Origin of the sequence: Actinoplanes sp. NPDC051411, from assembly GCF_040682075.1 — a bacterium.
In the GTDB taxonomy this organism is placed as follows: domain Bacteria; phylum Actinomycetota; class Actinomycetes; order Mycobacteriales; family Micromonosporaceae; genus Actinoplanes.
The window spans coordinates 113,891-140,065 of sequence record NZ_JBFBAD010000009.1 but is presented as its reverse complement, the minus strand read 5'-3'; the positions used below and the strand labels follow the sequence as shown (position 1 = coordinate 140,065).

The 26,175-nt window shown below is 71.1% G+C and carries 19 protein-coding genes and 1 pseudogene; 11 read left to right on the top strand and 9 right to left on the bottom strand.

Annotated elements, in window-relative coordinates:
- Positions 1-23: 23 nt before the first annotated feature.
- From AB0M88_RS07660 to AB0M88_RS07650, 3 genes are all read left to right on the top strand, one after another.
- On the top strand, positions 24-785 hold the full coding sequence (locus tag AB0M88_RS07660) for a TetR family transcriptional regulator (protein ID WP_364096972.1): 762 nt from the start codon (positions 24-26) through the stop codon (positions 783-785).
- Positions 786-1,087: 302 nt separating this feature from the next.
- Positions 1,088-1,504 carry a hypothetical protein gene (locus AB0M88_RS07655; RefSeq protein WP_364096969.1) on the top strand — a complete coding sequence of 139 codons (417 nt, stop codon included), beginning with the start codon at positions 1,088-1,090 and terminating at the stop codon, positions 1,502-1,504.
- Between the two features lie 23 nt (positions 1,505-1,527).
- Positions 1,528-2,304 carry a hypothetical protein gene (locus tag AB0M88_RS07650; RefSeq protein ID WP_364096967.1) on the top strand — a complete coding sequence of 259 codons (777 nt, stop codon included), beginning with the start codon at positions 1,528-1,530 and terminating at the stop codon, positions 2,302-2,304.
- Here the strand turns inward: AB0M88_RS07650 and AB0M88_RS07645 are convergent.
- Positions 2,272-4,395, bottom strand: coding sequence for a heavy metal translocating P-type ATPase (locus AB0M88_RS07645; RefSeq protein ID WP_364096964.1), 2,124 nt, complete (start codon positions 4,393-4,395; stop codon positions 2,272-2,274). The two genes, AB0M88_RS07650 and AB0M88_RS07645, sit on opposite strands and share 33 nt — an antisense overlap.
- Positions 4,379-5,017 carry a TetR/AcrR family transcriptional regulator C-terminal domain-containing protein gene (locus tag AB0M88_RS07640; protein ID WP_364096961.1) on the bottom strand — a complete coding sequence of 213 codons (639 nt, stop codon included), beginning with the start codon at positions 5,015-5,017 and terminating at the stop codon, positions 4,379-4,381. Before AB0M88_RS07640 ends, AB0M88_RS07645 begins: the two co-directional genes overlap by 17 nt.
- A 52-nt stretch (positions 5,018-5,069) precedes the next feature.
- Here AB0M88_RS07640 and AB0M88_RS07635 point away from each other — a divergent pair, with 52 nt between their 5' ends.
- A complete protein-coding gene (locus AB0M88_RS07635; protein ID WP_364096958.1) occupies positions 5,070-5,972 on the top strand; it encodes an alpha/beta hydrolase in 903 nt (300 codons plus the stop codon).
- Here the strand turns inward: AB0M88_RS07635 and AB0M88_RS07630 are convergent, their stop codons facing one another.
- Positions 5,973-10,946 carry an NAD-glutamate dehydrogenase gene (locus tag AB0M88_RS07630; RefSeq protein ID WP_364096955.1) on the bottom strand — a complete coding sequence of 1,658 codons (4,974 nt, stop codon included), beginning with the start codon at positions 10,944-10,946 and terminating at the stop codon, positions 5,973-5,975.
- Positions 10,947-11,223: 277 nt separating this feature from the next.
- Between AB0M88_RS07630 and AB0M88_RS07625 the strand changes: the two genes are divergently transcribed.
- Complete coding sequence (locus tag AB0M88_RS07625; protein WP_364096952.1) at positions 11,224-13,137, top strand: penicillin-binding transpeptidase domain-containing protein; 1,914 nt, start codon at positions 11,224-11,226, stop codon at positions 13,135-13,137.
- A gap of 1,547 nt (positions 13,138-14,684) precedes the next feature.
- Here AB0M88_RS07625 and AB0M88_RS07620 read toward each other — a convergent pair.
- The 4 genes and pseudogenes from AB0M88_RS07620 to AB0M88_RS07605 all read right to left on the bottom strand — a co-directional run.
- Positions 14,685-15,806 (bottom strand): annotated as a pseudogene (locus tag AB0M88_RS07620) (arginase family protein); the annotation flags it as partial.
- Between the two features lie 10 nt (positions 15,807-15,816).
- Positions 15,817-16,743 carry a tetratricopeptide repeat protein gene (locus AB0M88_RS07615; protein WP_364096949.1) on the bottom strand — a complete coding sequence of 309 codons (927 nt, stop codon included), beginning with the start codon at positions 16,741-16,743 and terminating at the stop codon, positions 15,817-15,819.
- Positions 16,744-16,815: 72 nt separating this feature from the next.
- Positions 16,816-18,489 (bottom strand): methylmalonyl-CoA mutase family protein, encoded by a 1,674-nt coding sequence (locus AB0M88_RS07610; protein WP_364096946.1) that lies wholly within the window; start codon positions 18,487-18,489, stop codon positions 16,816-16,818.
- Positions 18,490-18,532: 43 nt separating this feature from the next.
- On the bottom strand, positions 18,533-19,105 hold the full coding sequence (locus AB0M88_RS07605) for a GNAT family N-acetyltransferase (RefSeq protein WP_364096943.1): 573 nt from the start codon (positions 19,103-19,105) through the stop codon (positions 18,533-18,535).
- Positions 19,106-19,205: 100 nt separating this feature from the next.
- Here AB0M88_RS07605 and AB0M88_RS07600 point away from each other — a divergent pair, with 100 nt between their 5' ends.
- Genes AB0M88_RS07600 through AB0M88_RS07590 form a run of 3 tightly spaced genes read left to right on the top strand, consistent with a single transcriptional unit; the run spans position 19,206 to position 20,968 of the window.
- Positions 19,206-19,568, top strand: a complete 363-nt coding sequence (locus AB0M88_RS07600) for a YciI family protein (protein WP_364096940.1) — start codon at positions 19,206-19,208, stop codon at positions 19,566-19,568.
- A gap of 3 nt (positions 19,569-19,571) precedes the next feature.
- Complete coding sequence (locus tag AB0M88_RS07595; RefSeq protein ID WP_364096937.1) at positions 19,572-20,801, top strand: DUF6596 domain-containing protein; 1,230 nt, start codon at positions 19,572-19,574, stop codon at positions 20,799-20,801.
- Between the two features lie 14 nt (positions 20,802-20,815).
- On the top strand, positions 20,816-20,968 hold the full coding sequence (locus AB0M88_RS07590) for a hypothetical protein (protein WP_364096934.1): 153 nt from the start codon (positions 20,816-20,818) through the stop codon (positions 20,966-20,968).
- On the opposite strand, the gene AB0M88_RS07585 is transcribed toward AB0M88_RS07590, so the two are convergent.
- Entirely contained in the window at positions 20,965-21,600 is a 636-nt protein-coding gene (locus AB0M88_RS07585; RefSeq protein WP_364096931.1) for a GGDEF domain-containing protein, read from the bottom strand. The two genes, AB0M88_RS07590 and AB0M88_RS07585, sit on opposite strands and share 4 nt — an antisense overlap.
- A 308-nt stretch (positions 21,601-21,908) precedes the next feature.
- Between AB0M88_RS07585 and AB0M88_RS07580 the strand changes: the two genes are divergently transcribed.
- Complete coding sequence (locus AB0M88_RS07580) at positions 21,909-22,163, top strand: hypothetical protein (RefSeq protein WP_364096928.1); 255 nt, start codon at positions 21,909-21,911, stop codon at positions 22,161-22,163.
- 370 nt (positions 22,164-22,533) lie between these two features.
- Here AB0M88_RS07580 and AB0M88_RS07575 read toward each other — a convergent pair whose 3' ends face one another.
- Positions 22,534-23,724, bottom strand: a complete 1,191-nt coding sequence (locus AB0M88_RS07575) for an NAD(P)/FAD-dependent oxidoreductase (protein WP_364096925.1) — start codon at positions 23,722-23,724, stop codon at positions 22,534-22,536.
- A gap of 53 nt (positions 23,725-23,777) precedes the next feature.
- Here AB0M88_RS07575 and AB0M88_RS07570 point away from each other — a divergent pair, with 53 nt between their 5' ends.
- The gene (locus AB0M88_RS07570; protein ID WP_364096923.1) at positions 23,778-24,383 is read left to right on the top strand and encodes a PadR family transcriptional regulator; all 606 of its coding nucleotides are present in this window, start codon (positions 23,778-23,780) and stop codon (positions 24,381-24,383) included.
- A gap of 82 nt (positions 24,384-24,465) precedes the next feature.
- Positions 24,466-26,139, top strand: a complete 1,674-nt coding sequence (locus AB0M88_RS07565) for a methyl-accepting chemotaxis protein (protein WP_364096920.1) — start codon at positions 24,466-24,468, stop codon at positions 26,137-26,139.
- Positions 26,140-26,175: the final 36 nt, after the last annotated feature.

Genomic DNA, 26,175 nt, shown 5'->3' with positions numbered 1-26,175 from the left:
TTCGGCGGACTACGGTGACGTATGTGACGAGAGCTGGCGCTGACCCCTCCGGCGCTCCCTCCGGCGCCCCTTCCGGCGCCCCTTCCGGCGCTCCCTCCGGCGGTGCCGACAAGCCGCGCCGGGGCCGGGGCGAGCAGACGCGGCAGGTCATCCTCGAGACGGCGCTGCGGCTGTTCCAGGAGCGGGGATACGCCGACACGACCATGCGGGCGATCGCCAAGGAGGCGGGGGTCGCGGTCGGCAACGCCTACTACTACTTCGACTCCAAGGAACACCTGATCCAGGGGTTCTACGACCGCAGCCAGGCCGAGGTGCGGGTGCGGGCCGACGAGATCATGGCCCGGGAGACCGGCTTCGCCGAACGGTTACGCGCAGTGCTGCACGCCGGCATCGACGTGAACGCGTCCTACCACGCGTTCGCGGCCACCTTCTTCAAGACCGCGGCCGAGCCGACGTCACCGCTGAGCCCGTTCTCCCGCGAGTCGTCGCCGGCCCGCGACGCGGCGATCGCGATGTTCCGCGACGTGGTCGACGGGTCCTCGGCCAAGCTCGACCCGGAGTTGCGCAGGGAGCTGCCGGAGCTGCTCTGGCTGGCCTACATGGGCGTGGTGCTGTTCTGGGTGCACGACCGGTCGCCCGACCAGCGCCGCACCCGGCGCCTGATCGACGGCGTGGTGCCGCTGATCGACCGGCTGGTGTCGCTCTCCCGGCTGCGCGTCCTGCGGCCCGCGCTGCGACAGGTCCTGGCGCTGATCGACAGCGTCCGCGGTGACTCTCCGTCGTAGCATTCCGTCGTTACGCTAAGTAATTGCGGCCGTAGCTTCGTCAGCATCTGCACGATTTCGGCCGGACTGTCAGGGAAAATCCCCCACCCGAACGGCCATTTAGGTCACCGAGAGCTTCCGGAGCAGCCGGACCAGCACGTAGCGTCATGTCCGCAGGTGGGTCTGGGGACGTCGCGGGGACTCGAACTTCGGGACCAGTTCGAGCCTCCGCGGCGCAGACAGTGAGCCGGGTGCGGCAGGACTTCGGGAGCAGTCCCGCGGCGCCCGGTTCACGCTGTTGCGGATTGTGGAACGCTCGGCCGGTGAGCTCGTTCATGGGGGCGGCCTGGCTGGACGTGACCCACCCCGACGACGTCGAGGCGGTGCTCGCCGATCTGCGGACGGGCGAGCCGGCCGAGCCGACCACCCTGCGGGCCTGGGTACGCGGCTCGCGGATCGAGCTGTACAGCCGCGACCGTTACGACCGCCTCGCCGACCTGGTGGCCGCGACAATGCAGCGGACCGGTGCCGTGCGGCGGGCGGTGGTGTACCTCGACCACGACGAATACGGAGACGAACACATCGTCATGGCGCGCGACGCCGAGGGCCTGGTGCGCCGGGTCCACCACGTGTTCGCCTACCCCTACGACGAAGACACCGACGAATACTTCGTCGAGGGGGAGCCGTCGATGACCCTGGTGCCAGTGGCATCGGGCCGGGCTCGGTGCCCGGGGCAGTGATCGACGATCCCGCCGCCCGGGCGATGGTCGCCGACCTGTTCGGAGTGTCTCCCCTCCTGATCGAGGCAGCGGCCAACCGGATCCCACAAGATTTCTCCCCGCTGACCGTCGGGGCGCCATCGGCGTGGCGTGACGCGCTCGGACTCGAGTGGGTCGGCGCGGCCGGCGGCCCACCGATCAACCTTCGACCGGGGCCGATATGGCGCGACGCGGTCGCTCGGCAGGTGGTGCCACGATTGCCCGGCCGGTGGTTGGCCCGTGACTACGACCTCGTTCGCCTCCCGGCATCACCCGTGACGTGTCTGGTGTCGCCCGGCCGACTGAGCGGGCATGCCGTGATTTGCCCGATGTATATCCCCGACCAGTTCAGCCTGCAGTTCAGCGTCGGTCTGCGTTCCGCGGTCAACGACCGGGCACCGGACCCGATCGAGCCACTGCTGGCCGAACTGACCGGCGTGGCGCTCCCGTTCTTCGACCGCTACGGGCATCCGGACGGCTTGCGAGCGCTGTGCCGGGAGCGCGTCGATGCCGCCCCCGCCGGCCACGTCAACCCGCACGACCTGCGCTGCCTGGCCGCGACCGAGGTCGTGCTCGGCCGCTACGCCGAGGCCGCGGCCAGCTATGCCTCGCTCGCCGAACGCGCTGCCGGCGCCTCGCAGGACTGGCTCAAGGAACTCGGCGAAGAAGCACGCGCCCGCAGCGTGCTCCTTCTGCACGAGCCGACAGTGGTCCATGACGCGCTCCGAGCGACGATCGATCGGCAGGTCTCAAAAGGCGGACTTGAAGCCCCTCAACCGTAGGCTGTTCAGGACCACGAAGATCGAGCTGAACGCCATCGCGGCCCCGGCGATCATCGGATTCAAGAGCCCGGCCGCGGCCAGCGGCAGCGCGGCCACGTTGTAGGCGAAGGCCCAGAACAGGTTGCCTCGAATGATCGCCAAGGTGCGCCGGGACAGCCGCACCGCGTCCACGGCCGCCGTCAGATCGCCCCGCACCAGCGTCAGGTCCGAGGCCTGGATCGCCACGTCGGTGCCCGCGCCCATCGCCAGCCCGAGGTCGGCCTGGGCCAGCGCCGCCGCGTCGTTCACCCCGTCGCCGACCATCGCGACCACGCTGCCCGCCGCCTGCAGTTCCTTGACCACGTCGACCTTGCCCGCGGGCAGCACGCCGGCGATCACCTCGCCGATCCCGGCATGGGACGCCACCAGCGAGGCGACCTTCAGCCGATCGCCGGTAACCATGATCGGGCGCAGGCCCAGGCGTTTCAGCGCGGCAACGGCGGGGAGGCTGCTCTCGCGTACGCGATCGGCCAGCGCAACCCACCCGGCGGCCGCGCCGTCGGTCCGGACCTCGACCCAGGTCGCCGCGACGTCGCCCGGTACGGGCGCGTCCGGCGTCGCCGCACCCACCGTGACCAGGATGTCCCCGACCTGGCCCCGCACGCCGACCCCGGCCGACGCCTGGAAGTCGGTGACCGGCGGAAGATCACCGGCGAGACGGGCCGCCGCCGCGATCGCCCGGCCCAGTGGGTGCTCGGACGCCGCCTCGACCGCCCCGGCCAGCCGGAGCACCTGAGGCACCCCCCATCCGGGCGCCGGCACGACCCGCACCACCGTCATCTGCCCGGTCGTGACCGTCCCGGTCTTGTCGAGCAGCACCGTGTCGACCTTGCGGGTGGACTCCAGCGCCTCGACGCCGCGGATCAGGATGCCCAGCTGCGCGCCGCGCCCGGTGCCGACCAGCAGCGCGGTCGGCGTGGCCAGCCCGAGTGCGCACGGGCAGGCGATGATCAGCACCGCGACGGCCGCCGAGGCGCCGCCGCCGGTGGCGAGCCAGAAGCCCAGCGTGCCCAGGGCCAGCGCGATCACCGCCGGCACGAAGACGCCGGAGATCCGGTCGGCCAGCCGCTGGACGGCCGCCTTGCCGTTCTGGGCTTCCTCGATCAGCCGGGCCATCTGCGCGAGCTGGGTGTCGGCGCCGACCCGGGTGGCCCGGATCAGCAGCCGGCCGCCCGCGTTGACGGTCGCGCCGGTCACCGGGTCGCCCGGCCGCACCTCGACCGGCACCGACTCCCCGGTCAGCAGGCTCGCGTCGATCGCCGAGGAACCGTCGGTGACCACGCCGTCGGTCGCGACCTTCTCCCCCGGCCGCACCACGAAGACGTCGTCGACGCGCAGGTCGGCGGCCGGGATCGGGGTCTCGGCGCCGTCGCGGAGCACGGTCACGGTCTTGGCGCCCAGCTCCAGCAGCGCCCGCAGCGCGTCTCCGGCCCGGCGCTTGGCACGCGCCTCCAGATAGCGCCCGGCCAGCAGGAACGTGGTCACCCCGGCGGCCGCCTCGAGATAGATCGCGTCGCCGTCCTGGGCGGTGAACGAGAACGGATGCGTCATCCCCGGCATGCCGGCGTCGCCGAGGAACAGCGCCCACAGCGACCAGCCGAACGCGGCCAGCGTGCCCAGCGAGACCAGCGTGTCCATGGTCGCCGCGCCGTGGCGCAGGTTGACGGCGGCGGCGCGGTGGAAGGGCCAGCCGCCGTAGACGACGACCGGCGCGGCGAGGGTCAGCGACAGCCACTGCCAGTAGGTGAACTGCCAGGCCGGGACCATCGCCAGCACGACGACCGGGAGGCTGAGCGCGGCCGAGACGAGGAGGCGTTCCTTCAGCGTGTCCTTCTGAGCCGGCGGTTTCCGGGACGCCGTGTAGCCGGTCTTCTCGACCACCGCGATCAGGTCGTCCTCGGTCACGGCGGCCGGCACGGTGGCGCGCGCTTTCTCGGTCGCGTAGTTGACGGTCGCGGTGACGCCCTCGAGCCGGTTCAGCTTCTTCTCGATGCGGTTGGCGCACGCGGCGCACGTCATGCCGCCGATCTCGAGTTCAACCACGCGATCCATGGGCCCACCCTATACCCCTAGGGGGTAGGAGCGCTTCCGTTCCGGCCACGATCACATCGATCCCGTGGGCGAAAGCGGCGTCCGGCTGCCGGTAGCCACCCGTTTTGAACGCCTCGCTCAGCGTCGGCATCCGGGCCAGCATCTCCAGTTCCTGCGGGCTCGGCGCACTCTGAATCGCCTGCTCCTGCAGGACGAACCCGTTCGTGTAGTCGGCGATCACCATGATCGTGTGCAACGCCAGCGCCGGCGTGAACCCCAGCCCGACCATGGCTTCGAGCTCACGCTCGAAGCCGGCGAGCGCTTCCGGCGCCCGCCGGGCCGAGGTGATCAGCCGGGCGCCATCCCGGTGGGACAAGAGCGATTTCCGGTACGCCTGGGCCCGGCGCCGCAACCACACCGGCCACGTCTCGTCGCCCTCGGGCGGCCCCATGCCGGCCGCCATGATGATCGCCGACGCCATGCCCTCGAGCAGCTCCTGCTTGGTCTTGACGTGCCAGTAGAGCGCGGGCGACTGAACGCCCAGCTCGGCCGCGAGCCGCCGCACGCTCAGACCGTCGAGGCCGACCTCGTCGAGCAGCCGTAGCCCGGTCTCGATCAGCAGTTCCCGCGAAAGGCCCTTCACGAAGTCAGCTTAGCAGTGTTAAGTTTCTCCTTATCACTGCTAAGGGGGAACCATGGAGAACCTGATCGTCGAAGGAAGCGGGCGCTCGATCCTGGTCCTGCACGGGGGCATGGGCGACCTGTCGAGCTGGGAAAAGGTGACCGACCGGCTGCGGGAGCGGTTCCGGGTCGCGCGGTTGTACCGACCGCAATACCGGCTCGATGTGCCCCGCAAGGTGACGATGGCCGACGAGGTCGTCGAGGTGCTGGCCGCGGCGGCGACCCTCGACCGGCCGGTGCTGGTGGGGCACTCGTCGGGGGCGGTGCTGGCTTTGGAGGCGCTGGTGGCTTCGCCGGAGTTGTTCTCGGCGGCGGCGCTCTACGAACCACCCCTGCTGATCAGCGACCAGCGCCTGGGCGACGGCACCCAGTCCGAGAGCGGCAGCGCCCAGACTGATCTCGCCGGCGGAGCAGAACCCGGCCGCGCGGAACCCGGCGGCGCCCAATCCGACCGCGCCCAATCCGACAGCGCCCGGCCCGATGGCGGCGGCGTTTCGCGGGCCGGCGGGGGGCGCCCGGTCGACCGGGCGCGCGCCGCGCTCGCCGACGGCCGGCCCGGCACCGCGTTCGTGATCTTCCTGCGCGAGATCGCCGGCCTGCGCGACCCGATGTTCGACGCCGCCGAGGCCGCGATCAACCAGCGCACCGAAATCGCCCCGGTCGTCGAACGCCAACTCGACGACAACGACGCGATCGACGCGCTCGGCAACCGCCTGGCCGCCTACTCCAAGATCGACTTGCCGGTCCTGCTGATCACCGGCGACCAGAGCCCGCGCCATCTCCAGGAGCGCTTGAGCGCCCTCGAGGCGGTGCTCCCGGACGCCCGGCGCGCGACCCTCCCCGGGGAGGGCCACAACGCCGAGCGCTCAGCACCGGAGCGCCTGGCCGAGGTCGTCGGCCAGTTCGCCGCGGGGTGATCAGGACGGCGCGGCCGACGTCTTGACCAGGGTGCGGATCTGGCGGAGCAGCACCGACAGCGCCGCCAGCTCGGCCGGGGTGTCCTCGACGTCGCCCATCGCGTTCGACGCGCGAGCGATCGACGCCTTGTTGGTCTGCTCCCACTCCGAGACCCGCTCGTCGGCCGACGGCTCCGACGAGGTCGACAGCAGCACCTCGGCGGTCAGGGCGGCCAACGCGCCGTACAGGTCGTAGCGCAACGCCATCCGGGCCAGCGTCTGCCACCGGTCGCCCCGCGGCAGCTTGGAGATGTGCGACAGCAGCTGGTCGATCTGGAACCGCTCCGAGAGGACGAAGTAGACCTGGGCCACCTCGGCCGGCGGCCGATCGGTGGAGCGTGCGGTCTCCAGCACGTCGAGCAGCCCGAAGCCGTAGTTGGCCCAGGTCACCTTCTCGGCCAGGTCGACCGGGACACCCTTGTCGACCAGAGTGGCCATGTGCTCGTCCATCGACCGCCGCTCGACGCCGACCAGCACCGACGGCAGCAGCGGCAGCAGCTCGGAGATGCCCGGCTGCAGCTTGGCGGTCTCGCCGACCACGTCGATCGGCGAGCGCCGGGTCGTGACCAGCCAGCGCACCGCCCGGTCGAGCAGGCGCCGCGACTCCAGGAAGACCAGCACCTGGGCGCTCGTCGGCACCTGGTTGTCCAGCCGCTCGGCGGCCTCCCAGATCGCGCCCAGGCCGTAGACGTCGCGCACCACCACATAGGCCCGGATCACGTCGGCCGCCGACGCACCGCTCTCCTCCATCGCCCGGAAGACGAAGGAGGTGCCGCCGCGGTTGACGACCTCGTTGGCCAGGGCGGTGGTGATGATCTCGCGGCGCAGCCGGTGGCCGGCCATCCGGCCGGCGAACCTCTCCCGCAACGGCGCCGGGAAATAACGCGCCATCACCTCGTTGGTCCAAGGTTCGTCGACGATCTGGTCGGCGAGGACCTCACGCTCCAGCGAAATCTTCACGTACGCGAGGAGCACCGCGAACTCCGGCGCGGAAAGGCCGTCACCGTTGTCCGAGCGGGTCTTGAGCTCGGCGTCCGTGGGGAGCGCCTCGAGCTCGCGGTTGAGCTGGCCGCTCGCCTCGAGCTCGTTGAGCATCCGCCGGTGGACCGGGAGCAGCGAGTGGGCCTGCGACCGGGCCGTGCCGAGCGCGAACGCCTGCTCGTAGTTGTCCCGCAGAACCTGGGCCGCCACCTCGTCGGTCATCGTGGCCAGCAGCTCGTCGCGTTCCCCGGTGGTCATCTCGCCGTCGGTGACCGCGCCGCCGAGCAGAATCTTGATGTTGACCTCGTGGTCGGAGCAGTCCACACCGGCCGTGTTGTCGATGAAGTCAGTGAAAATTCGACCACCGGCACTGTGCTTGTCCAGGGCGCCGGAAACCCCACCGGCGCGGGCGAACTCGATGCGCCCCCGCTGGGTGAGCCCCAGGTTGCCGCCCTCGCCGACCACCCGCGCCCGCAACTGGCGGCCGTTAACCCGGATCGGGTCGTTGGTCTTGTCGCCGACGTCGAGGTGGGACTCACTGGCCGCCTTGACGTACGTGCCGATGCCGCCGTTGAACAGCAGGTCGACCGGGGCGAGCAGGATCGAGCGCATGAGTTCGGCCGGACTGAGCACCTTGACGTCGTTGCCGAGTCCGAGCGCCTCCCGCACCTGCGGGCTGATCGGGATCGACTTGGCCGTCCGCGGATAGACGCCGCCGCCCTCGGACAGCAGGGCGGCGTCGTAGTCGGCCCACGACGAGCGGGGCAGCTCGAACAGCCGCCGGCGCTCGGCGAACGACGTCGCGGCGTCGGGTGACGGGTCGAGGAAGATGTGCCGGTGGTCGAAGGCGGCCAGCAGCCGGATGTGCTCGGAGAGCAGCATGCCGTTGCCGAACACGTCGCCCGACATGTCGCCGACGCCGACCACGGTGAACTCTTCCCGCTGGGTGTCGAGGCCGAGGTCGCGGAAGTGCTTCTTGACCGACTCCCAGGCCCCCCGGGCGGTGATGCCCATCTTCTTGTGGTCGTAGCCGGCCGAGCCGCCGCTGGCGAACGCGTCGCCGAGCCAGAACTCCTTGCCGACCGAGATCGCGTTGGCGGTGTCGCTGAACGTGGCCGTGCCCTTGTCGGCCGCCACCACCAGATAGGGGTCGTCGCCGTCGTGCCGGACCACGTCGCCCGGCGGGATGATCTTGCCGCCGAGGATGTTGTCGGTGACGTCGAGCAGCGCGGTGATGAACTGCTTGTAGCACTCCACAGCCTCGTCGCGGTCGCCCGGCTTCTGCTTGAGCACGAAGCCGCCCTTCGCGCCCACCGGCACGATCACCGCGTTCTTGACCATCTGCGCCTTGACCAGGCCGAGGATCTCGGTGCGGAAATCTTCCCGGCGGTCGGACCAGCGCAGACCGCCGCGGGCGACGTTGCCGAACCGCAGGTGCACGCCCTCGAACCGGGGCGAGTAGACGAAGATCTCGTACTTCGGGCGGGGCTGCGGCAGGTCGGGGATCGCCTGCGGGTCGAGCTTGAACGCGACATAGGACTTGGGCCGGCCGTCGGCGCCCCGCTGGAAGAAGCTGGTGCGCAGCGTGGCCTGGATCAGCGTCAGATAGGACCGGAGAATGCGGTCCTGGTCGAGGCTGTCGACCCCGTCGAGCAGGGTGGTGATCCGCTCGGCGATCTCGTCGGCCGCTCGGGTGCGCTCGGCCTCGCCGACCACCAGGCGGGGCGAGAACCGGGTCTCGAAGAGCTCGACCAGGCTGCGGGCGATCTCCGGATAGGCCGTGAACGTCGATTCCACGTAGACCTGCGAGAACACGTTGCCGGCCTGGCGCAGATATTTCGCGTACGCCCGGAGGACCACCACCTGGCGCCAGGTCAGCCCGGCCCGCAGCACCAGCTCGTTGAAGCCGTCGACCTCGGCCTCGCCCCGCCAGGCGGCCGCGAACGCGTTCTCCACCTGGGGCCGCACCTCGGACAGGTCACGGTGGGCGGACGGCGGCTCGAGACCGAAGTCGTACAGGTAGATCGTGCCGTCGCTGCGGCGGATCTCGTACGGCCGCTCGTCGACCACCTGCACGCCGAGCGAGTGCAGCACCGGAAGCACCGCCGAAAGCATCATCGGCTCGCCGTACCGGTAGACCTTGAACCGCACGTTGCGGTCGTCGGGCTCCGGCTCGCCGGTCTTGCCCGGCCGGCGCTTGCGGTAAAGGTGCATCTCCAGCTGGCCGGCCTCCTCGAGGAGCTCCAGCTTGGCGAGATCCTGCATCCCCTCGTACGGCGTGTGGCCGTCCTTGTAGCTGTCGGGGTAGGCGCCCGCGTATCGCGTGAACAGGTCGCGGGCCTGTTCCTCGCCCAGCTTGCGCTCGAGCACCAGCGAGAAGTCGTCGTCCCACATGCGGGTCGCGTCGGCCAGCATCTCGGCCAGCGCGTTGGGGTCGACACGGCCCGGCGGGTCGGCCGGGTCGGTGCGCACGATGAAGTGGATGCGCGCGAGCATGCGCTCGGTGACCCGGGTGGTGTAGTCGACCCCGATCCCGTTCAGCTCGCGCAGCAGAATCTCCTGCATGCTCAGCCGGTTGACGGTGGTGAACCGGTCCCGGGGCAGGTAGATCAGGCACGAGATGAAACGCCCGTACCCGTCACGGCGCAGGAAAAGACGCAGCTGACGCCGGCCCGCCATGCGCAACACACCGATCACGGCCTCGTAGAGGTCGTCGGTCTTGATCTGGAAGAGCTCGTCGCGGGGGTAGGTCTCGAGGATCTGCATCAGATCCTTGCCGGAGTGGCCGCGCGGGGAGAGGCCCGAGCGGTCGAGCACCTCCATCACCTTGCGCTTGACCACCGGCAGCTCGCGCACGCTGGTGCGATAGGCCGAGCTCGAGAACAGGCCGAGGAAGCGCCGCTCGCCGACCACCTCGCCGTGGTCGTTGAACAGCTTGACCCCGATGTAGTCGAGGTAGGCCGAGCGGTGCACGGTGGCCCGCGAGTTGGCCTTGGTGATCACCAGCAGGCGCTTCTCGAGGGCGCGCTGGTAGGCCTCGGGCGACATCGAGCTCAGCTGGCGCGGGGTGCTGTCACCGCGCAGTATGCCCAGCCCGCTGCCCGGCACCGCGTTGAGCACGTCGCCGTCGAGGCGGTATTCGCGGTAACCCAGGAACGTGAAGTGGTCGTGGGCCAGCCACTTGAGCAGCTCGATCGAGTCGGTGACGTCCTTGTCGGGCACCGGCAGTTTGGTCTCCGACCCGCGGGCGGTGGCCAGCTCGTCGGCGATGACGAGGGCCCGCTGGCGCATGCGCGGCCAGTCCTCGACCGCGTCACGCACGTCGATCAGAACCCGGCGCACCTCGTTGAGAAGCTGCTCGCGGGCCTCCGGACGGCGGATCGGGTCGATCTCGATGCGGATCCAGCTCTCGACGAGATCGCCGTCGATCGCGTCGTCCGGCTCGACGTCGGCGGCCAGCTCACCGAGCGCGCCCAGCGGCTCGCGCCGCACCACGATCAGCGGGTGGACCAGCAGGTGCACTTGCAGCTGGTGGGCGGTGAGCAGGGCGATCACCGAGTCGACCAGGAACGGCATGTCGTCGGTGACGATCTGCACCACGGTGTGGCACTGCTCACCGGACGGCGGCGTGATCGCCAGCTTCAGCTCGCCGGGCAGCCGGGTCGCGGCCAGCTCACGGTGGGCGCAGGCCGCGTCGTACATCTCCTGGGCGGTGAAACCGACGAGCTCCTCGTCGGGCGCGAAGCGCCAGAAACGGCTGACCAGCGACGCGGTGGCATGGTCGGGACCGGCCACCCCGACCGCCTGCGCCACCAGACTCTCCGCGTTGGGCAACGGCTCGTCGAGGTCACCCTCGTCGCCGGTGCCGAGATGGCCCGTCAGCGCTAACCCGGGCCCCGTTTCACGATCGTCGATCGGATCAGAATCGGTCGCTGCCTCGTCGGCGACAGCCATGGTCTGGTGCTCCCCTCACCCACGACTCTGTGGGCTCGAATCTCTCACCCACAGCCTAGAACTTGCCCCGGACCGACGATCACACGCGTGGTGTGCCCGAGTCGTCTCTCATGATTCGGGTGCCTTCCGACCGGATTTCGGGTGCCCTCCGACCAGATTCGGGTGCCTTCCGACCGGATTCGGATGCCTTCCGACCGGATTCGGGTGCACAAGACGGGCTCGGGTTTACTACCGTGCCGGAAGTTGCCCGGGACTCGGGCCTGACGAAGGGGCGCCCATGCATCGCTACGGCCGCCGCGCGGTCGCCGCGCTGGCCACGTTGACGCTCGCCGGCGGAGGACTCGCCGCGTGCTCGAAGGACGGGCCGGACGGCACCGTCAAGGCGTTCCTGAGCGGGTGGAAGAGCGGTGACCTGCATACGGTCGGCTTCGTCAGCGCCAGCGGCGGCAAGGTCGCCGACGCGGACGTGGTCAAGCAGATCAAGGAGCTCTCCGGCGGCCTGGCCAAGCAGCCGCTGACGGTCAGCGCGGCCGGCGACCCCAAGGCCAAGGGCGACAACGCCACCAGCCCGATCAAGCTCGACTGGACCCTGCCCGGCGGCACCCACTGGACGTACGCGAGCACGGTGCGCCTCAGCAAACGCGACAGCGACGGCTGGCAGGTGATCTGGGAGCCGGCCATCGTGCACCCCCAGCTGGCGGTCGGCGATGCTCTCGCCGTACGCCGGGTGGCCGCCCAGCGAGGCATCGTCCAGGATTCGAAGGGCGACGCCATCGTCACTCCACGTGATGTCGTGACGATCGGCGTCGAGCCGCAGAAAATCAAGAATTTGGCACAGTTGCAGAAGGGCCTCGACACCGCATTCAAGAAAATCGGTGTCGACATGGACTTTTCGGGTTTCAAGGACCGGGTCGACAACTCGAAGCCGGACGCCTTCGTCGAACTGATCACTTTGCGACGCCCCGACTGGGACAAGATCAGCGATAGCGTGCAAACCCTCGAGGGCGTCGTCTGGAACGAAGGCAAGAAACCGCTCGCCCCGACCCGGGTCTTCGCCCGGGCGCTGCTCGGCACCGCCGACGAGGCCACGGCCGAAGACCTGCAGAAGAACAAGGAACTCGCCCAGGGCGACGTGGTCGGCCACGGCGGCCTCCAGCAGAAGTACGACGACACGCTGCGCGGCACCACCGGCATCTCGGTGGTGATCGCCCAGCAGGCGCCGGACGGCACCGTCAAGGACACCCCGCTGTTCACCACCAAGCCGGTCAACGGCAAGGCGGTCAAGACCAGCCTCGACGTGACCACGCAGAACGCGGCCGACGCGGCCCTGACCGCGGTGAAGCAGCCGAGCTCGCTGGTGGCGATCCGGGTCAGCGACGGCGCGGTGCTGGCGGTCGCCAACGGACCCGACGGGGGCACGGTCGACACCGCGCTCACCGGGCAGGTTCCGCCGGGCTCGACCTTCAAGACGATCACGGCGTACGGCGTGCTCTCCAACAAGATCGCCCAGCCCAGCTCGACCGTCGCCTGCCCCAAGAACGCGAACATCGACGGCCACCAGTTCAAAAACTCGGGCGGCGAGGCGTTCGGCAACGTCCAGATGCACGTCGACTACGCCAAGTCGTGCAACACCGCGTTCATCGCCCTCGGCGGCAAACTCGGCGCCGACAAATTCCACCAGGCGGCGAGCGCGCTCGGCCTGGGCAGCAAATGGGACATGGGCGTCAGCGCGTTCTCCGGCCAGGTCTCGCCGGCCGACAGCCCGACCGAACTCGCCGCGGCCTCCTTCGGCCAGGGCAAGACCGTGGTGAGCCCGATCGCGATGGCGAGCGTGGCGGCGTCGATCGCCCGCGGCCAGTTCAAGCAGCCCCAGCTGGTGCTCGACCCCAAGCCGGCCAGCCCGGCCGCCGACGGCGCCCCCCTCGACGCGACGGCGGTGTCCCAGCTCCGCCAGATGATGCGCGAGGTGGTCACCGGCGGCACGGGCACGGCGCTGAAGTCGGTGCCCGGCAAGCCGGTGTACGGCAAAACCGGCACCGCCGAGTTCGACGCCAACTCAAAGGACACCCACTCCTGGTTCATCGGCTACCAGGGCGACATCGCCTTCGCCTGCATGATCCAGAAAGGCGGCGCCGGAGCCGACGCCGCAGTCCCGGCCGTCGACCGCTTCCTGACCGCCCTCAACAAGTAGGACCCGCGCCGGCCGGTGGACAGCGGCCAAGAATTGTCGGACCCGGCTGGTTAAATCGCCCCCTCCCGAACCGGGGTGGGGGCGATCGGTCGCTGCAGGGTCCGGGCCTGGTTCGCCCGGAACCGCCATCGACAGGAGGACCGCGCCCGCATCACGACGGTGGCCCCAACGCTCAGGTCGCCGTCGGTCGGCACAGGTCCACCTCGGCCGCCGCGCGGGCAGCGTCTGGATCAGGTGATATCAGCCGGCTCGCCCGGGCCGGCGTCGAAGACGGGACGCTGGGCGGGCAGCGAGAAGCCTTCGGACGTGTGCGGCGCGACCGCCTCGTCTTCGGACGCCTCGGGGCGCCGGGGCCGCAACATGCCGGGACGGGTCGCCGGCAGCGGCTCGGAGTCGAGCAGCGGCGCCGAGCCCAGCGGCCGCATCCGGACGGCGGCGTCGGCGCTGTCGGGCGACCCGCCGCGCGGGGCCAGGCGGCTCCGGCGGCGGCCGCCTCGAGACGCCTCATCGGGAGCCGCCACGATCTGCTCCGGCTCGTCGGCCACCGCAGCCGACGGGTCGTCCTGATCGGAGGCGTCAGTTGCCCGGCGGCCAGTCGCGTCCTCGGCGGACAGTTCGGCGGGCTCATCGGAGGCGGCCAGGTCCGTTGCCAGATCGCCGGGCTCCGAGGAGTCGGCGGTCGCCGCCTCGGCGCTCTCCTCCGAAGGCTCGGCCTCGCGCCCCTCGCCGACGCGGGAGTCGGCCTCCGCCGCGTCGATCGGCCCGTCGGCCGCTACGACCTTCAAGAATTCGCCGGCCAACGCGGCCTCAGCAGGGTCACCTGCCGGCGCAGCGAAGGAATCGCCGGCCAGCGTGGCTCCGTAGGGATCCCTTGCCAATACGGCCCCGGAAGAATCGCCTGCTAACGCGGTCCCGGAGGGATCGCTTGCCAGCGCGGCGCGGGAAGAATCACCCGCCACCGCAACGAAGGAGTCGCCAGGCAGCGCGACCTCAGAGGGATCACCTGCCTGCCCCGCCTCGAGAAAACTCCCCGCCCGCGCGACCAAGGAACCGCCGCCCAACGCCCCGTCAGAGGAATCACCCGCCTGCCCGGCCCCGGAAGGACCACCGGCCGGCGCAGTGCCGGAAAGATCAGCCGACGACGCAACTCCGGAAGGACCACCCGCTTGCGCAACTCCGGAAGGACCACCCGCTTGCGCAACTCCGGAGAGATCAGCCGCCAGTGCGGCTCCGGAAGGACCACCCGCCGGCCCAATCCCGGAAGATCCACCCGCCTGCGCCACCCCAGCAAGATCAGCCCCCCGCACAACCCCGGAAAGATCAGCGGCCGACCTAACCCCGGAAAAGTCGCCCGCCTGGGCAACCCCGGAAGGGTCAACCGCCCGACCGCCCCCGGAAGGACCGTCATGCGGCGCGGCCTCGACGGGGGCGCCCTCGGTGGTCTCGCCGTCGGGCATGGCATCGCCCTGGTCGTCAGCGGCCGGGGCACCTTCGAAGGGCTCGTCGCCGGAGTGGGGGCGCCCTTCGGAGACACTGCGCTCAGCGGGCAGGTCGGCGCCGTCCTCAACCGCCAGGAGAGTGGTTGCGGGCAGGGGGGCTTCCTCGGGCGTACCGGAAACGCCGGAGGCGCCTGAGGCCGCGAGGGAGACGCTCTCCGCGGCTGCCTCGGCGCGGCGGTTTTCTCGGGCCGCCTCGGACTTTTCCTGAGGGGTGCGGTCCAGGTCGCGGCGGGCTGCTGCCAGGTCGGGGCGGAGCGCGACCGTCTTGGCCGGGGCCAGGCCGGCCGAGACCGTTGAGGTTATCTCGGCCGCGTATTCGCCGTCGGGATCGTAGTCGGGGTCGAAGACCGTGAGTTCGACGCCCAGGCAGTGGGGGGATTCGACCAGGCCGGCCAGGAGGAGTTCGAGTTCGGGGAAGGCGATGCCGCCCGGGGAGGGCGCGTCGACCGCGGGCATCACCGCCGGGTCAAGCACGTCGACGTCGACGTGCACCCAGTAGCCGGCGCAGTCGGCCAGTTGGTCGCGGGCCCACTGGGCGCTTCGGGCCGCGCCCTCCGCGCGCAGGGCCGGGACCGGGCGGGTGATGATGCCGGCGGCCTGGAGGTCGAGGCGGTATTCGTCCTGGGCGCGGATGCCCATCACGACCACGTCGATGTCGCGGAAGTAGGGGCGGCGGCCCTCGATCGACGCCAGGTCGGCCTGGCCGCGGCCGGTGACCAGGGCCAGGTCTTCGCCGGCGGCCGCGCCGACGTAGGACGCGTTGCCGGGGTGGCGGAAGTCGGAGTGGCCGTCGACGAAGACCAGGCCGATCTGGCCGCCGATCGCCTGGCCGAGGCGGTGCATGGCGATGCCCGAGCCGAGCAGGATCGAGCAGTCGCCGCCCAGGATCACCGGGAACTCGCCGGCGTCGAGGATCGCGCCGATGCGGTCGGCCAGCCGGCGGGAGTAGGCCGCGATCTGCGCGGCGTGGGCGACACCGTCGCCCGGCCGCCAGTCGCCCGCGTCGTAGCGTGGCGGGGTCAGGCAGCCGGCGTCGCGGGCGCCCAGCCGGGTGAGCAGGCCGTGGTCGCGGAGGGCTCCGGGCGCCTTGGCGCAGCCCGGCACCGACGTCTCGGTCGGCGGGCGCAGACCGAGGTTGGACGGTGCGTCGAGGACAGCGATGCGGCGCACGGAGGCTTCCCTAGAAGAGAGCGCTGGCCAGGGCGCGCCGCGCCCCGGCCACCGCGGGATCGTCCGGGCCGGCCACGCTGAACAGCGACAGCAGGTGCTTGCGGACGGCATCACGGTCGTCGCCCGAGGTGCGCTTGATCACGGCGACCAGTCGCGAGTAGGCGTCTTCGGCCTGGCCGCTGAGCACCTCGACGTCGGCGGCGAGCTGCTGCGCCTCGAGGTCGTCGGGGTTGGCCGCCGCCTTGGCCAGCACGGCCGACGGGTCGGCGCCGCTGATGCGCCGGTAGAGCTCGACCTGGGCGAGGCCGGAGGTGGCGGCCGCGTCGCCGGGCGCCTCGGCCAGGATCTTGCGGTAGGCGGCTTCGGCGTCGTCGAGGTCGCCGGTCATCAGCGCGTCGTCGGCCTCGTCGAGCCGCGGGTCGGCGGGCGTCTCGACCGAGATGCCGCCGGCCTTCAGCACGGCGTCGACGTATTGCCGGACCTGGTGCTCGGGGAGCACGCCGGTGAAGCCCTCGACGAGCTGGCCGCCGACCACCGCGACGACCATCGGGATGCCCTGCACGCGCAGTGCCTGGGCGAGCCGGGGGTTGGCGTCCACATCGATCTTGCCGAGCACCCAGGTGCCGGCGCCCTCGGCGGCCAGCCGCTCGAGGATCGGCGAGAGCTGCTTGCAGGGCTCGCACCAGTCGGCCCAGAAGTCGAGGATGACCGGGGTCGACATGGACCGCTCGAGAACGGTGGCCTGGAAGTTGGCCTCGGTGACTTCGATGATCGTCTCAGTGCCGGGGAGGCCCGCGGGCGCGGGGGGCGCGCCGGCGTCGCCGCTCGCGGCCGGACGGCTGGAGGCCGGCGTCGCGGACGGAGCCGGCGTACGCAGCGCGCTGAGGTCGACCGCGCCGCGGGTGAAGATCGACGGAGTGGTCCGTGGGTCGCTCATAGCTACCTAGTCTCGCACGCTGACGAGGCGATTCGCCGCGCCGCCGGACAGCTGATATCGGACGTCACAAACCTAGAATCGGGCCGGCTCGCGGTAGATGCCCCACTCCCCCTTCAGGGCGTCACAGATCTCGCCCAGGGTCGCCTCGGCACGGGCCGCCTCGAGCATCGCGGGGATCATGTTCTGCTCGGTGCGGGACGTCGCCACCAGCGCTTCGAGCGCGGCTTTCACGCGTACGGAATCGCGCTCAGCCCGCCGCGCGGTGAGCGCGCGGTTCTGTTCGACCTCGACCTCGTGGGAGACCCGAAGGATCTGAAGATCCTTCGTCACCGTGCCGGTGTGCGCGTTGACCCCGACGATGCGCTTAGCGTTCTTTTCCAGGGCCTGTTGATAGACGAAGGCCGCCTCGGCGATGTTGGCGGTGAACCACCCGTCGTCGATGCCGTGCAGGATGCCCTGGGTGATGCTGCCGTCCGAGCCGAGCGCCCGGATGCGGGCGAAGATCTCCTCGGCCTCGGCCTCGATGCGGTCGGTCAGCGCCTCGACGAACCAGGCCCCGCCGAGCGGGTCGGCCACGTTGACGACGCCGGTCTCCTCCATCAGCACCTGCTGGGTGCGCAGGGCGATCTCGGCCGACTCGTCGGTCGGCAGCGCGAGCGTCTCGTCGAGGGCGTTGGTGTGCAGCGAGTTGGTGCCGCCGAGGATCGCGGCGAGCGCCTCGACCGCCGTCCGCACGACGTTGTTGACCGGCTGCTGGGCGGTCAGGCTGACCCCGGCGGTCTGCGTGTGGAACTTGAGCCACAGCGCCTTCTCGCTGGTCGCGCCGTAGTCGTCGCGCAGGTGCCGGGCCCAGATGCGGCGGGCGGCCCGGAACTTGGCGATCTCCTCGAAGAAGTCGACGTGCGAGTCGAAGAAGAAGCTGAGCCCGGGGGCGAAGGTGTTGACGTCGAGCCCTCTGGAGATGCCGAGCTCGACGTAGCCGAAGCCGTCGGCCAGCGTGTACGCCAGCTCCTGCGCGGCCGTCGATCCGGCCTCGCGGATGTGGTAGCCGCTCACCGACAACGGCTTGTATCTGGGGATCTCGCGCGCGCAATATTCCATGAGGTCGCCGATCAGCCTCAGGTGCGGCTCGGGCCCGAAGAGCCACTCCTTCTGCGCGATGTATTCCTTGAAGATGTCGGTCTGCAGCGTGCCGTCGAGTTTGCCCAGGTCGGCGCCCTGACGCTCGGCCGCCACCAGGTACATGCAGAAGATCGGCACGGCCGGGCCGGAGATCGTCATGCTGGTCGTGACGTCCTGCAGGTTGATGCCGTCGAACAGCACGTCCATGTCGGCGGCCGAGTCGATCGCCACGCCGCAGTGCCCGACCTCGCCGAGCGACTGCGGGTCGTCGGAGTCACGGCCCATCAGCGTCGGCATGTCGAACGCCACCGACAGCCCGCCGCCGCCCGCGCCCAGGATCATCTTGTAGCGCTCGTTGGTCTGCCACGCGTTGCCGAAGCCGGCGAACTGCCGGATGGTCCAGGTGCGGCCGCGATAGCCGGTCGGATGGAGCCCGCGTGTGTAGGGGAACTCGCCCGGCCACCCGATCCGGTCGAAGCCCGGATAGCTCACCCCGTCGGGCGGCCCGTAGACCGGCTCGACCGGCGAACCGGAGAGCGTCGTGAAGTCGGCGTCCCGCTTGCGGGCCGCGTCGTAGCGCTGCTGCCAGCGCTCCCGGCCGGCGGCGATGTCGGCTGCATCCATGGCCACCATCGTAGAGCAGAACTGAACGATCGCTAAGGTCTTGTCAATCGATGGCCAGCCGCGCGTGCAGGTGCATGTCATGCCATCCGTCGACGTGCCACCCTTCGCCCCGTTTGGTCCCCTCGGCCCGCAGACCGGCCTTCTCGGCCACCCGACACGACGCCGGGTTGGCGGTCGAGTGCGAGGCTTGCAGCCGATAGAGCCCCAGCGTCGGAAAAACCCAGCCGGCCAGTGCCTCGAGCGCCCGGTGGGCCAGTCCCGCTCCGCGGGCCTCCGGCAGCATCCAGTACGACACACTGGCCCCGCCCTGACTCAGGTCAAGCCGGCTCAGGCTGATCTGACCGACCGCCGTCGCGCCGTCCCGGGTGACCGCCCACCCGACCCCCGTCTCGGCTGACCACCGGGCCGGCCAGTGGGCGATCCAGGCGCGGGCCTCCCCCTCGTCCATCGACTTGACGTGCCACTTCTGGATGGCCGGGTCGGCGTATCCGGCCAGCACAGTCCCCAGGTCGTCGTCCCGCCAAGGCCGTAGCAGCACCCGGTCGCCGGCGAGTTCCGGCTGCGTCAGACCGGCCATCGACCCGGCCGGCACCACCGGACCGGTAAGCAATCCCATGCCGAGCAACTTAGAGGCATGAGGATGTCGAGAACGGTGGTGGCGGCTTCGACCTGGCGCCGACGCCCGGTCGGCGGGCGAACGAAACGGAAGGAACGCCATGAAGTACATGATCATGATGTTCGGTGGGCTGGGTGCCTCCCTCGCCGAGCGGAGCCCGGAGTGGATCAGCGGAATGCAGGCGACGATGATGCGGATGGACCAGGAGCTGCGAGAGTCGGGTGAAGTGGTGGAGAGCCGGCACCTGACCGACCCGAGCCAGGCCACCACAGTCCGGTTCGCCGACGGCGCGCCGGCGCCGACCGACGGGCCGTTCGCCGAGATCAAGGAGTCCCTCGCCGGGTACTGGGTGGTCGAGGCCAGCCATGAGCGGGCGGTCGAAATCGTCACGCAGGTGGTCGCGGTCACCGAATATCCGATGGAGATCCGCCGGGTCATGGACGAGGCACCCCCGCAGGACTAGGCGGTGACATCGGCGGGATCGTTCGAGGATCTGCTGCGCGAGCTGGCGCCGCAAGTCCTCGGCACGCTCGTTCGCCGGCACGGCCAGTTCGACGCCTGCGAGGACGCGGTGCAGGAAGCGCTGCTCGCCGCGTCCGGGCAGTGGCCGGTCGAGGGCGTCCCGGACCGGCCCCGGTCGTGGCTGCTCGCCGTGGCCGGCCGGGCCCTGGTCGACCACTGGCGGCGCGACAGCGCCCGCCGCCGCCGGGAGACCGCCGCGGCGCTCGACCCCACCAGCGAGACCCCGGACAACCCGGACGACACCCTGCTGGTGCTGTTCCTGTGCTGCCACCCGGCGCTGTCACCGCCGTCCCAGCTCGCCCTGACCCTGCGTGCCGTCGGCGGCCTGTCCACCGCGCAGATCGCCGCGGCGTTCCTGGTGCCCGAGCCGACGATGGCGCAGCGGATCAGCCGGGCCAAGCAGCGGATCCGCGACGCCGGCGCCCGGTTCGAGGTCCCCGAGCTCGGCGAGCGGGCGGCCCGGCTGGCGGTGGTCCGGCACGTGCTGTACCTGATATTCAACGAGGGGTACACCGCCACCTCGGGCCCGGACCTGCACCGGCCCGACGTGACCGCGGAGGCGATCCGGCTGGCCCGGCTCCTGCACCGCCTGCTCCCCGGCGACGGCGAGGCCGCCGGACTCCTCGCGTTGATGCTGCTCACCGACGCCCGCCGGGCCGCCCGCACCGACGCCGACGGCTGGCTCGTGCCGCTCGCCGAGCAGGACCGGCGACGCTGGGACGCCGTGGCGATCGCCGAGGGGCAGGCCCTGCTGACGCGGACCCTCGGCGCCGGCCCGGTCGGGCAGTACCAGATCCAGGCCGCGATCGCCGCCCTGCACGACGAGGCGACGACGGCCGCCGACACCGACTGGCCGCAGATCTTCGCCCTGTACGACGTCCTCGACCGTGTCGCGCCGGGGCCCGTGGTCACGCTGAGCCGCGCGGTCGCCGTCGCGCGGGTGCACGGCCCGGCCGCGGGCCTCGCCGCGCTCGGCACGCTCGACACCAGCGACCGGCTCGCACACAGCCACCGCCTGGAAGCCGTCCGGGCGCACCTGCTCGACGAGGCCGGCGAGGTCGACGCCGCCCGCGACGGCTACCTGCGGGCGGCGCGGATGACCGCCAGCCGGCCGGAGCAGCGCTATCTCACCCGCCGCGCCGCCCGGCTGCGCCCGCCTCCAGAATCTTCTTGAGGAGGGCGAGGTCCTTGACGTTCGCACGGCGCATCGCGGCCGCCATGACCGGCGCGGTGACCTTGCCGAAGGTCGAAGAGTTCGCGGCCGAGGTCGCCGCTGCGGCCACCGCCGACGTCCCGGAGGGCCACACCATCTACGTGGGCGGGGCCGACTACCTGGGCTAGCGCACCGCGCGGGCGGCGTTCTTGACGGCGTACATCGCCATGTCGGCCGAGTGCAGCACGCTGTCGGCGTCGTCCCGACCGGGGCGGCCGGTCGCCGTGCCGACGCTGGCCCGGAGGCGGACCTCGGCGTCGCCCAGGCGGAGCGTGTCGTTCAGGGCGGCGGTCAGCGCGTCGAACAGGCCGGCCGGGTCGAAGGCCAGCACCGCGAACTCGTCCCCGCCGAGCCGCGCCACCGTGTCCTCGGGGTGCACGCCGAGCCGCAGCCGGGACGCCACCTCGACCAGCAGCTGGTCGCCGGTCGCGTGCCCGAACGAGTCGTTGACCGGCTTGAAGTCGTCGAGGTCGATCAGGAACACGGTGACCGGGCGGGTGGCCAGCGACTCGGTCAGCCGGTTCATGAACAGGGCGCGGTTGGCCAGGCCGGTCAGCGCGTCGTGGTAGGCCTGTTCGGTGAGCCGGGCGGTGAGCAGGTCGCGCTCGCGCAGCAGCTCCTCGATGTGCCGGAACGCGAACACCTGCCGGCCCACCACCAGGGCGGTGGTGATGACCGCGCCGACGATCACGCTCCAGGTCCGCCGCGACAGGTCGTCGACGATCATCGACCCGATGGCCGCTGCCCAGGTGACGGCCATCGCGGCGTACGGAAGGGAGCTGTAAGCCCGCCGAGGGCGCCGGACCACCTCGCGGGCCCGCGGCCCGCTCTGTAGCCACTGGATGCGGAAGCCGACCGCCAGCAGCGTGCTCGCCAGGACGTTCCCCGGCCATCACCCAGGTGCCGCCGTGTGGCTTCAGATAGAGCGCCTCCGGGATCGCCTGGGTGATCGCCTGGACCACGCCGCCGAGTCCCGCGACGACGGCGGCGGCCCGGGTGAACGGGGGCCGCTCCCCGAGGAACAGCTTGACCAGGGCGAAGAGGGCGACCAGGAACAGTCCCGGCTGGATGAGTACGGCGGTGGTGAAGTCGACCGCCCAGCGCCAGCCGGTCTCCTCCCGGGGGAGTTGGAGGAGCAGCATCCCGCAGGTGGTCGCGCTGCCCATGACCGTGGCCATGTCCATCCGCATGCGTGAGCGCTCGCCGGGTGAGCCGCGCCCGGTCGGGAACCGCAGCATGCCGGCGAGCAGCAGGAGCATCGCGACGACGACCAGGAACGCCTGCACGTTGCCGCCGATGATCGTGAAGCGGGTCGGCGGGTAGTGCAGGCACTCGTAGATCTCGACCAGGTCGCCGACGGCGAGGGGCACCCCGGCCCAGGCGGCGAGCGTCCACAGCCGGCGTGCGCCGTCGTCCTCCCGGTTCGCCACCGCGACGCGGCGGGAGATGTGGATGTACGCCACGTGGATCACCGCGAGCACGGCCCAGTACGGCACGCCGATCGTGGTCCACCCGTGCGGGGCGAGACCGATGGCCGGCGGGATCACCAGCACACCGAGCACGGCCAGGACCACGGCAAGGGGGTCCGGGCGTCGCTGCCCGCTCATGAGCACCTCGATCTGCAGCTTCCCCGCGCCGGGCGGCGCGGGTCCGACCAGATGATCGGCGGTCGGGGCGGGCGGATGAGGCGTTCCTAGACCCGGTGTTCGAAGATCCAGGCCTGGGGGTCGCCCCGGCGATAGACCAGCTTCATGATCAGCGGCGTGAGCGCGTCCCGGATCGCCGCGCCGACCGGCCCGGCGGTCTTGCCGCTGCCGTTGCGCCGGCCGACCGCGACCACCTTCTCGACCCGTTCCCGCCGCCGCTGCTCGTAGTCGGCGAGCGCGGCCGGCACGTCGCCGGCCCGGGCCAGCGCGAGGCCCAGAGAACGGCCCAGCGTCGCCGCGTCCTCCATCGCCATCGACGCGCCCTGGCCGGAGGCGGGCGAGACCGCGTGCGCCGCGTCGCCGAGCAGCACCACCCGGCCGCGGTGCCAGACCGGCACCCGCGGCAGGTCCTCGGTGTTCCACGGGCCGAGCGCCTCGCCGGTCGCCCGGACGATCGCGGCGGCCGGGCCGGCGTCGTCGGCGAACAGCTCGATCAGGTGGGCCCGCCAGGTCTCCGGGGTGAACTCGCCGGCGCGCACCGGCTGCTTGCGGGGCGGGTTCGCGAACCACCACACGGCGCCGTCCGGCGCGATCGTCCAGCCGAAGAAGGACCGCTTGCCGAAGGTCATGTGTACGACGCCGGGCGTGCGGTCGAGGTCGGCCCCGACCGGCCGGTCGGTGAAACCCCCGGCGTTGAGCAGGCCGAGATAACTCGGCGCCGGGCCGTGGGGGTCGAGCACCTTTCGCGTACGGGACCGAAGCCCGTCCGCCCCCACAAGGAGCTCACCGGCGGCGACCGTTCCATCGTCGAACCGCGCGGTCACACGCTCGGGCTCCTGCTGGAGGTCGCGCAACCGTTTCCCGTACGCGATCGGGATGCCGCGCTCCGCCGCGGCCGTGCGCAGCGCGGTGTAGAGGTCGGCCCGCCGGATCGTCGTGGTCGTCGTGCCGTCGGGCAGCGGCCCGCCGAGCGGGAGAACCGCGAGCCGCCGCCCGGCCCCGTTGCCGAGATGCAGGGTCGGCGTGGCGAATCCGGCCTCGAGCACCTGGCCCGGGTCGAGTCCGAGCGCCCTCAGCGCGTTGAGCCCGTTGACCGCGACGGTCAGGAAGGCGCCGCGCTCGTCGGCGTCGGCCGCGTTGGCCTCGTAGATCGTGGGACGCCATCCGGCGTCGTGCAGGGCGATGGCCGCGACGGCACCGGCGATGCCGCCGCCCGCGACCAGAGCAGTCTTAGTCATATGTTGACTATCTATTACATGACTAAGCTCCGCAAGCCCTCTAGGCTGAGCCGGTGACCTCCACGGAACCGCGCCGCTCGACGCTCGGACTGGTGTTGCTGGCGCTGCTCGTCGAGGCGCCGATGCACCCCTACCGGATGCAGCAGGTGATCAAGGAGCGCGGGCAGGACCAACTGGTCAACGTGGCTCAGCGCAACAGCGTCTACCAGGCCCTCGACCGCCTGGTCCGGGACGGCCTGGCCCGCCCGGCGAGCACCGCCCGCGAGGCGGGACGCCCCGAGCGGACGACGTACGAGGTGACCGACGCCGGCGCCGAGACCATGCACCGCTGGCTGACCTCTATGCTGCCCGCCCCGGCCCGCGAGTTCCCGGAGTTCCCGGTCGCGCTCGCGCTGATCGCGGTACTGGCCCCGGCCGCCGTGCGGGAGCTCCTGGAGAAGCGGGCCGCGGCCCAGCAGGAAAGACTGACCGCGCTGCGCGAGCAGGCACCCCCGGGCATGCCCCGGCTGTTCCTGATCGAGGACGAATACCGCGCCGCGATGCTGACCGCCGAGATCGCCTGGCTCCACGGCGTGATCGACGACCTGTCCTCGGGCCGCCTCACCTGGGACCTGGAAATGATCACCCAGACGCTGGAGCAGTTCAGCTCGAGCACTTGACCCGAGCTCAGTTTGGGGCGGCCGTGGCCGATGGGAATGTCGGCGGGCTCCACGTTGGCGCTCCGACCCGGAGGAGCCGTAGATGTCGGCAGCGAAACGGGCGGGGCTACGGCAGGCCGTCGTCAACCGGGCCGCGGTGGGCACGCTCGCCGCCATCGCGGGCCTGCTCGTTCTGACCGTGATCCTGCTGAACGGGGCAGTCCATCGCGAACGGGACGCCCAACAGCGTCAGGCCGAGTTCAAGGCACTGGGTCTGCAGTTGCAGGCCGCGTCCGACTTCCTGACCGACGAGGCCCGGGCCTATGCGGTGACCGCGGACCGTGCCCACCTGGACGCGTACTGGCGCGAAATCGACGAGACCAGGACCCGCGACCACGTGATCGCCCGACTCCAGCAACTCGGCGCCGAGAAGTCGGAGCTCGACCTGGTGGCCCAGGCGAAGGCGAACTCCGATGCGCTGGTCCAGACCGAGACCCGCTCCCAGCGCCTGGTGCTCGAGGCCACCGGGACGGCGCCGGCCGACATGCCGACGGCCATCGCCGGATACGCCCTCGGCGCCGCCGACCGCGCACTGAGCCGCGCCGACAAGTTGGCGGCGGCGCGACGGATCATGTTCGACGCCAAGTACACCGCCGACAAGGCCGTGATCTCCGGGCCGCTGGTTCAGTTCCAGACCGCCCTCAACCAGCGCGCCGCCGCCGCCGTACGGTCCAGCCAGGACCGCATCGGCGCGCTCCTCGCGTTGCTGCTGGGAGTCGCCGTGCTGCTTCCGTTGGCGATGGGGACCGTGCTGTTCGTGCTGCAGTCCAAGGTCGGCCGCGTCGTCGTCCAATACACGCGGGCCCTGTCGTCCCGGGACCCCGACGACCTCCTGTTCCGCATCCGGCCGTTCGGCACCCACGAGCTGCGTGAGCTGGGCAACGCGTTCAACGAGGAGCTGGACCGCAGCCTCGATCTGGTCCGGGCGGTGTCCGCCAACTCCGAGGCGCTGGCCACCGCGGCCGGCGAGCTCGCCCTGACCAGCCGGCGTGTGGCGACCAGATCTCAGCAGGCGAGCGACGGTACGCAGGAGATATCCACCGCCGCGAACGAGGTGTCGACGAACGTGCAGACCGTGTCCGCGGGCGCCGTGGAGATGGGTGCCTCGATTCGGGAGATCGCGCAGAACGCCAACGAGGCGGCCCGCGTCGGCGCCGACGCGGTGACCGTCGCCGACGCGACCAACGGGACCGTGATCAAACTCGGGCAGTCCAGCGCCGAGATCGGCAACGTCATCAAGGTGATCACGGCGATCGCCGCGCAGACCAACCTGCTGGCACTCAACGCCACGATCGAAGCCGCGCGGGCCGGCGAGGCGGGCAAGGGCTTCGCCGTCGTCGCCAGCGAGGTCAAGGATCTCGCCCAGGAGACCGCCACCGCGACCGAGGAGATCTCGTCGCGAATTCAGGCGATCCAATCCGATACGCAGGCGGCGGTCGAAGCGATCCACCGGATCTCCGAGGTCATCGGAAAGATCAACGACTACCAGACCGCGATCGCCGGTGCCGTCGAGGAGCAGACCGCGACCACGAACGAAATGGCGCGCAATGTCACCGACGCCGCGAACGGCTCGGGCCGCATCGCGGCGAACATCTCCTCGGTCACCGAGGCCACCCAGGCCGCCGCCGGCGAGATCGCGGCAGCCGAACGGGCGGCGGCGGAACTGGCCGAGATGGGTGCGAGCCTGAAGGAGATGGTCGGGCACTACCGGTTCTGAACTCCGCCTTTCGATTTTCGCTTTTGATTTCCGGGC

Bases quoted from the DNA above. Each gene is read 5' to 3' on its own strand.
- AB0M88_RS07650 (WP_364096967.1), top strand. From the start codon at position 1,528: ATGGTCGCCGACCTGTTCGGAGTGTCTCCCCTCCTGATCGAGGCAGCG.
- AB0M88_RS07645 (WP_364096964.1), bottom strand. From the start codon at position 4,395: ATGGATCGCGTGGTTGAACTCGAGATCGGCGGCATGACGTGCGCCGCG.
- AB0M88_RS07635 (WP_364096958.1), top strand. From the start codon at position 5,070: ATGGAGAACCTGATCGTCGAAGGAAGCGGGCGCTCGATCCTGGTCCTG.
- AB0M88_RS07630 (WP_364096955.1), bottom strand. From the start codon at position 10,946: ATGGCTGTCGCCGACGAGGCAGCGACCGATTCTGATCCGATCGACGAT.
- AB0M88_RS07625 (WP_364096952.1), top strand. From the start codon at position 11,224: ATGCATCGCTACGGCCGCCGCGCGGTCGCCGCGCTGGCCACGTTGACG.
- AB0M88_RS07615 (WP_364096949.1), bottom strand. From the start codon at position 16,743: ATGAGCGACCCACGGACCACTCCGTCGATCTTCACCCGCGGCGCGGTC.
- AB0M88_RS07610 (WP_364096946.1), bottom strand. From the start codon at position 18,489: ATGGATGCAGCCGACATCGCCGCCGGCCGGGAGCGCTGGCAGCAGCGC.
- AB0M88_RS07605 (WP_364096943.1), bottom strand. From the start codon at position 19,105: ATGGGATTGCTTACCGGTCCGGTGGTGCCGGCCGGGTCGATGGCCGGT.
- AB0M88_RS07600 (WP_364096940.1), top strand. From the start codon at position 19,206: ATGAAGTACATGATCATGATGTTCGGTGGGCTGGGTGCCTCCCTCGCC.
- AB0M88_RS07585 (WP_364096931.1), bottom strand. From the start codon at position 21,600: ATGGCCGTCACCTGGGCAGCGGCCATCGGGTCGATGATCGTCGACGAC.
- AB0M88_RS07580 (WP_364096928.1), top strand. From the start codon at position 21,909: ATGAGTACGGCGGTGGTGAAGTCGACCGCCCAGCGCCAGCCGGTCTCC.
- AB0M88_RS07575 (WP_364096925.1), bottom strand. From the start codon at position 23,724: ATGACTAAGACTGCTCTGGTCGCGGGCGGCGGCATCGCCGGTGCCGTC.
- AB0M88_RS07565 (WP_364096920.1), top strand. From the start codon at position 24,466: ATGTCGGCAGCGAAACGGGCGGGGCTACGGCAGGCCGTCGTCAACCGG.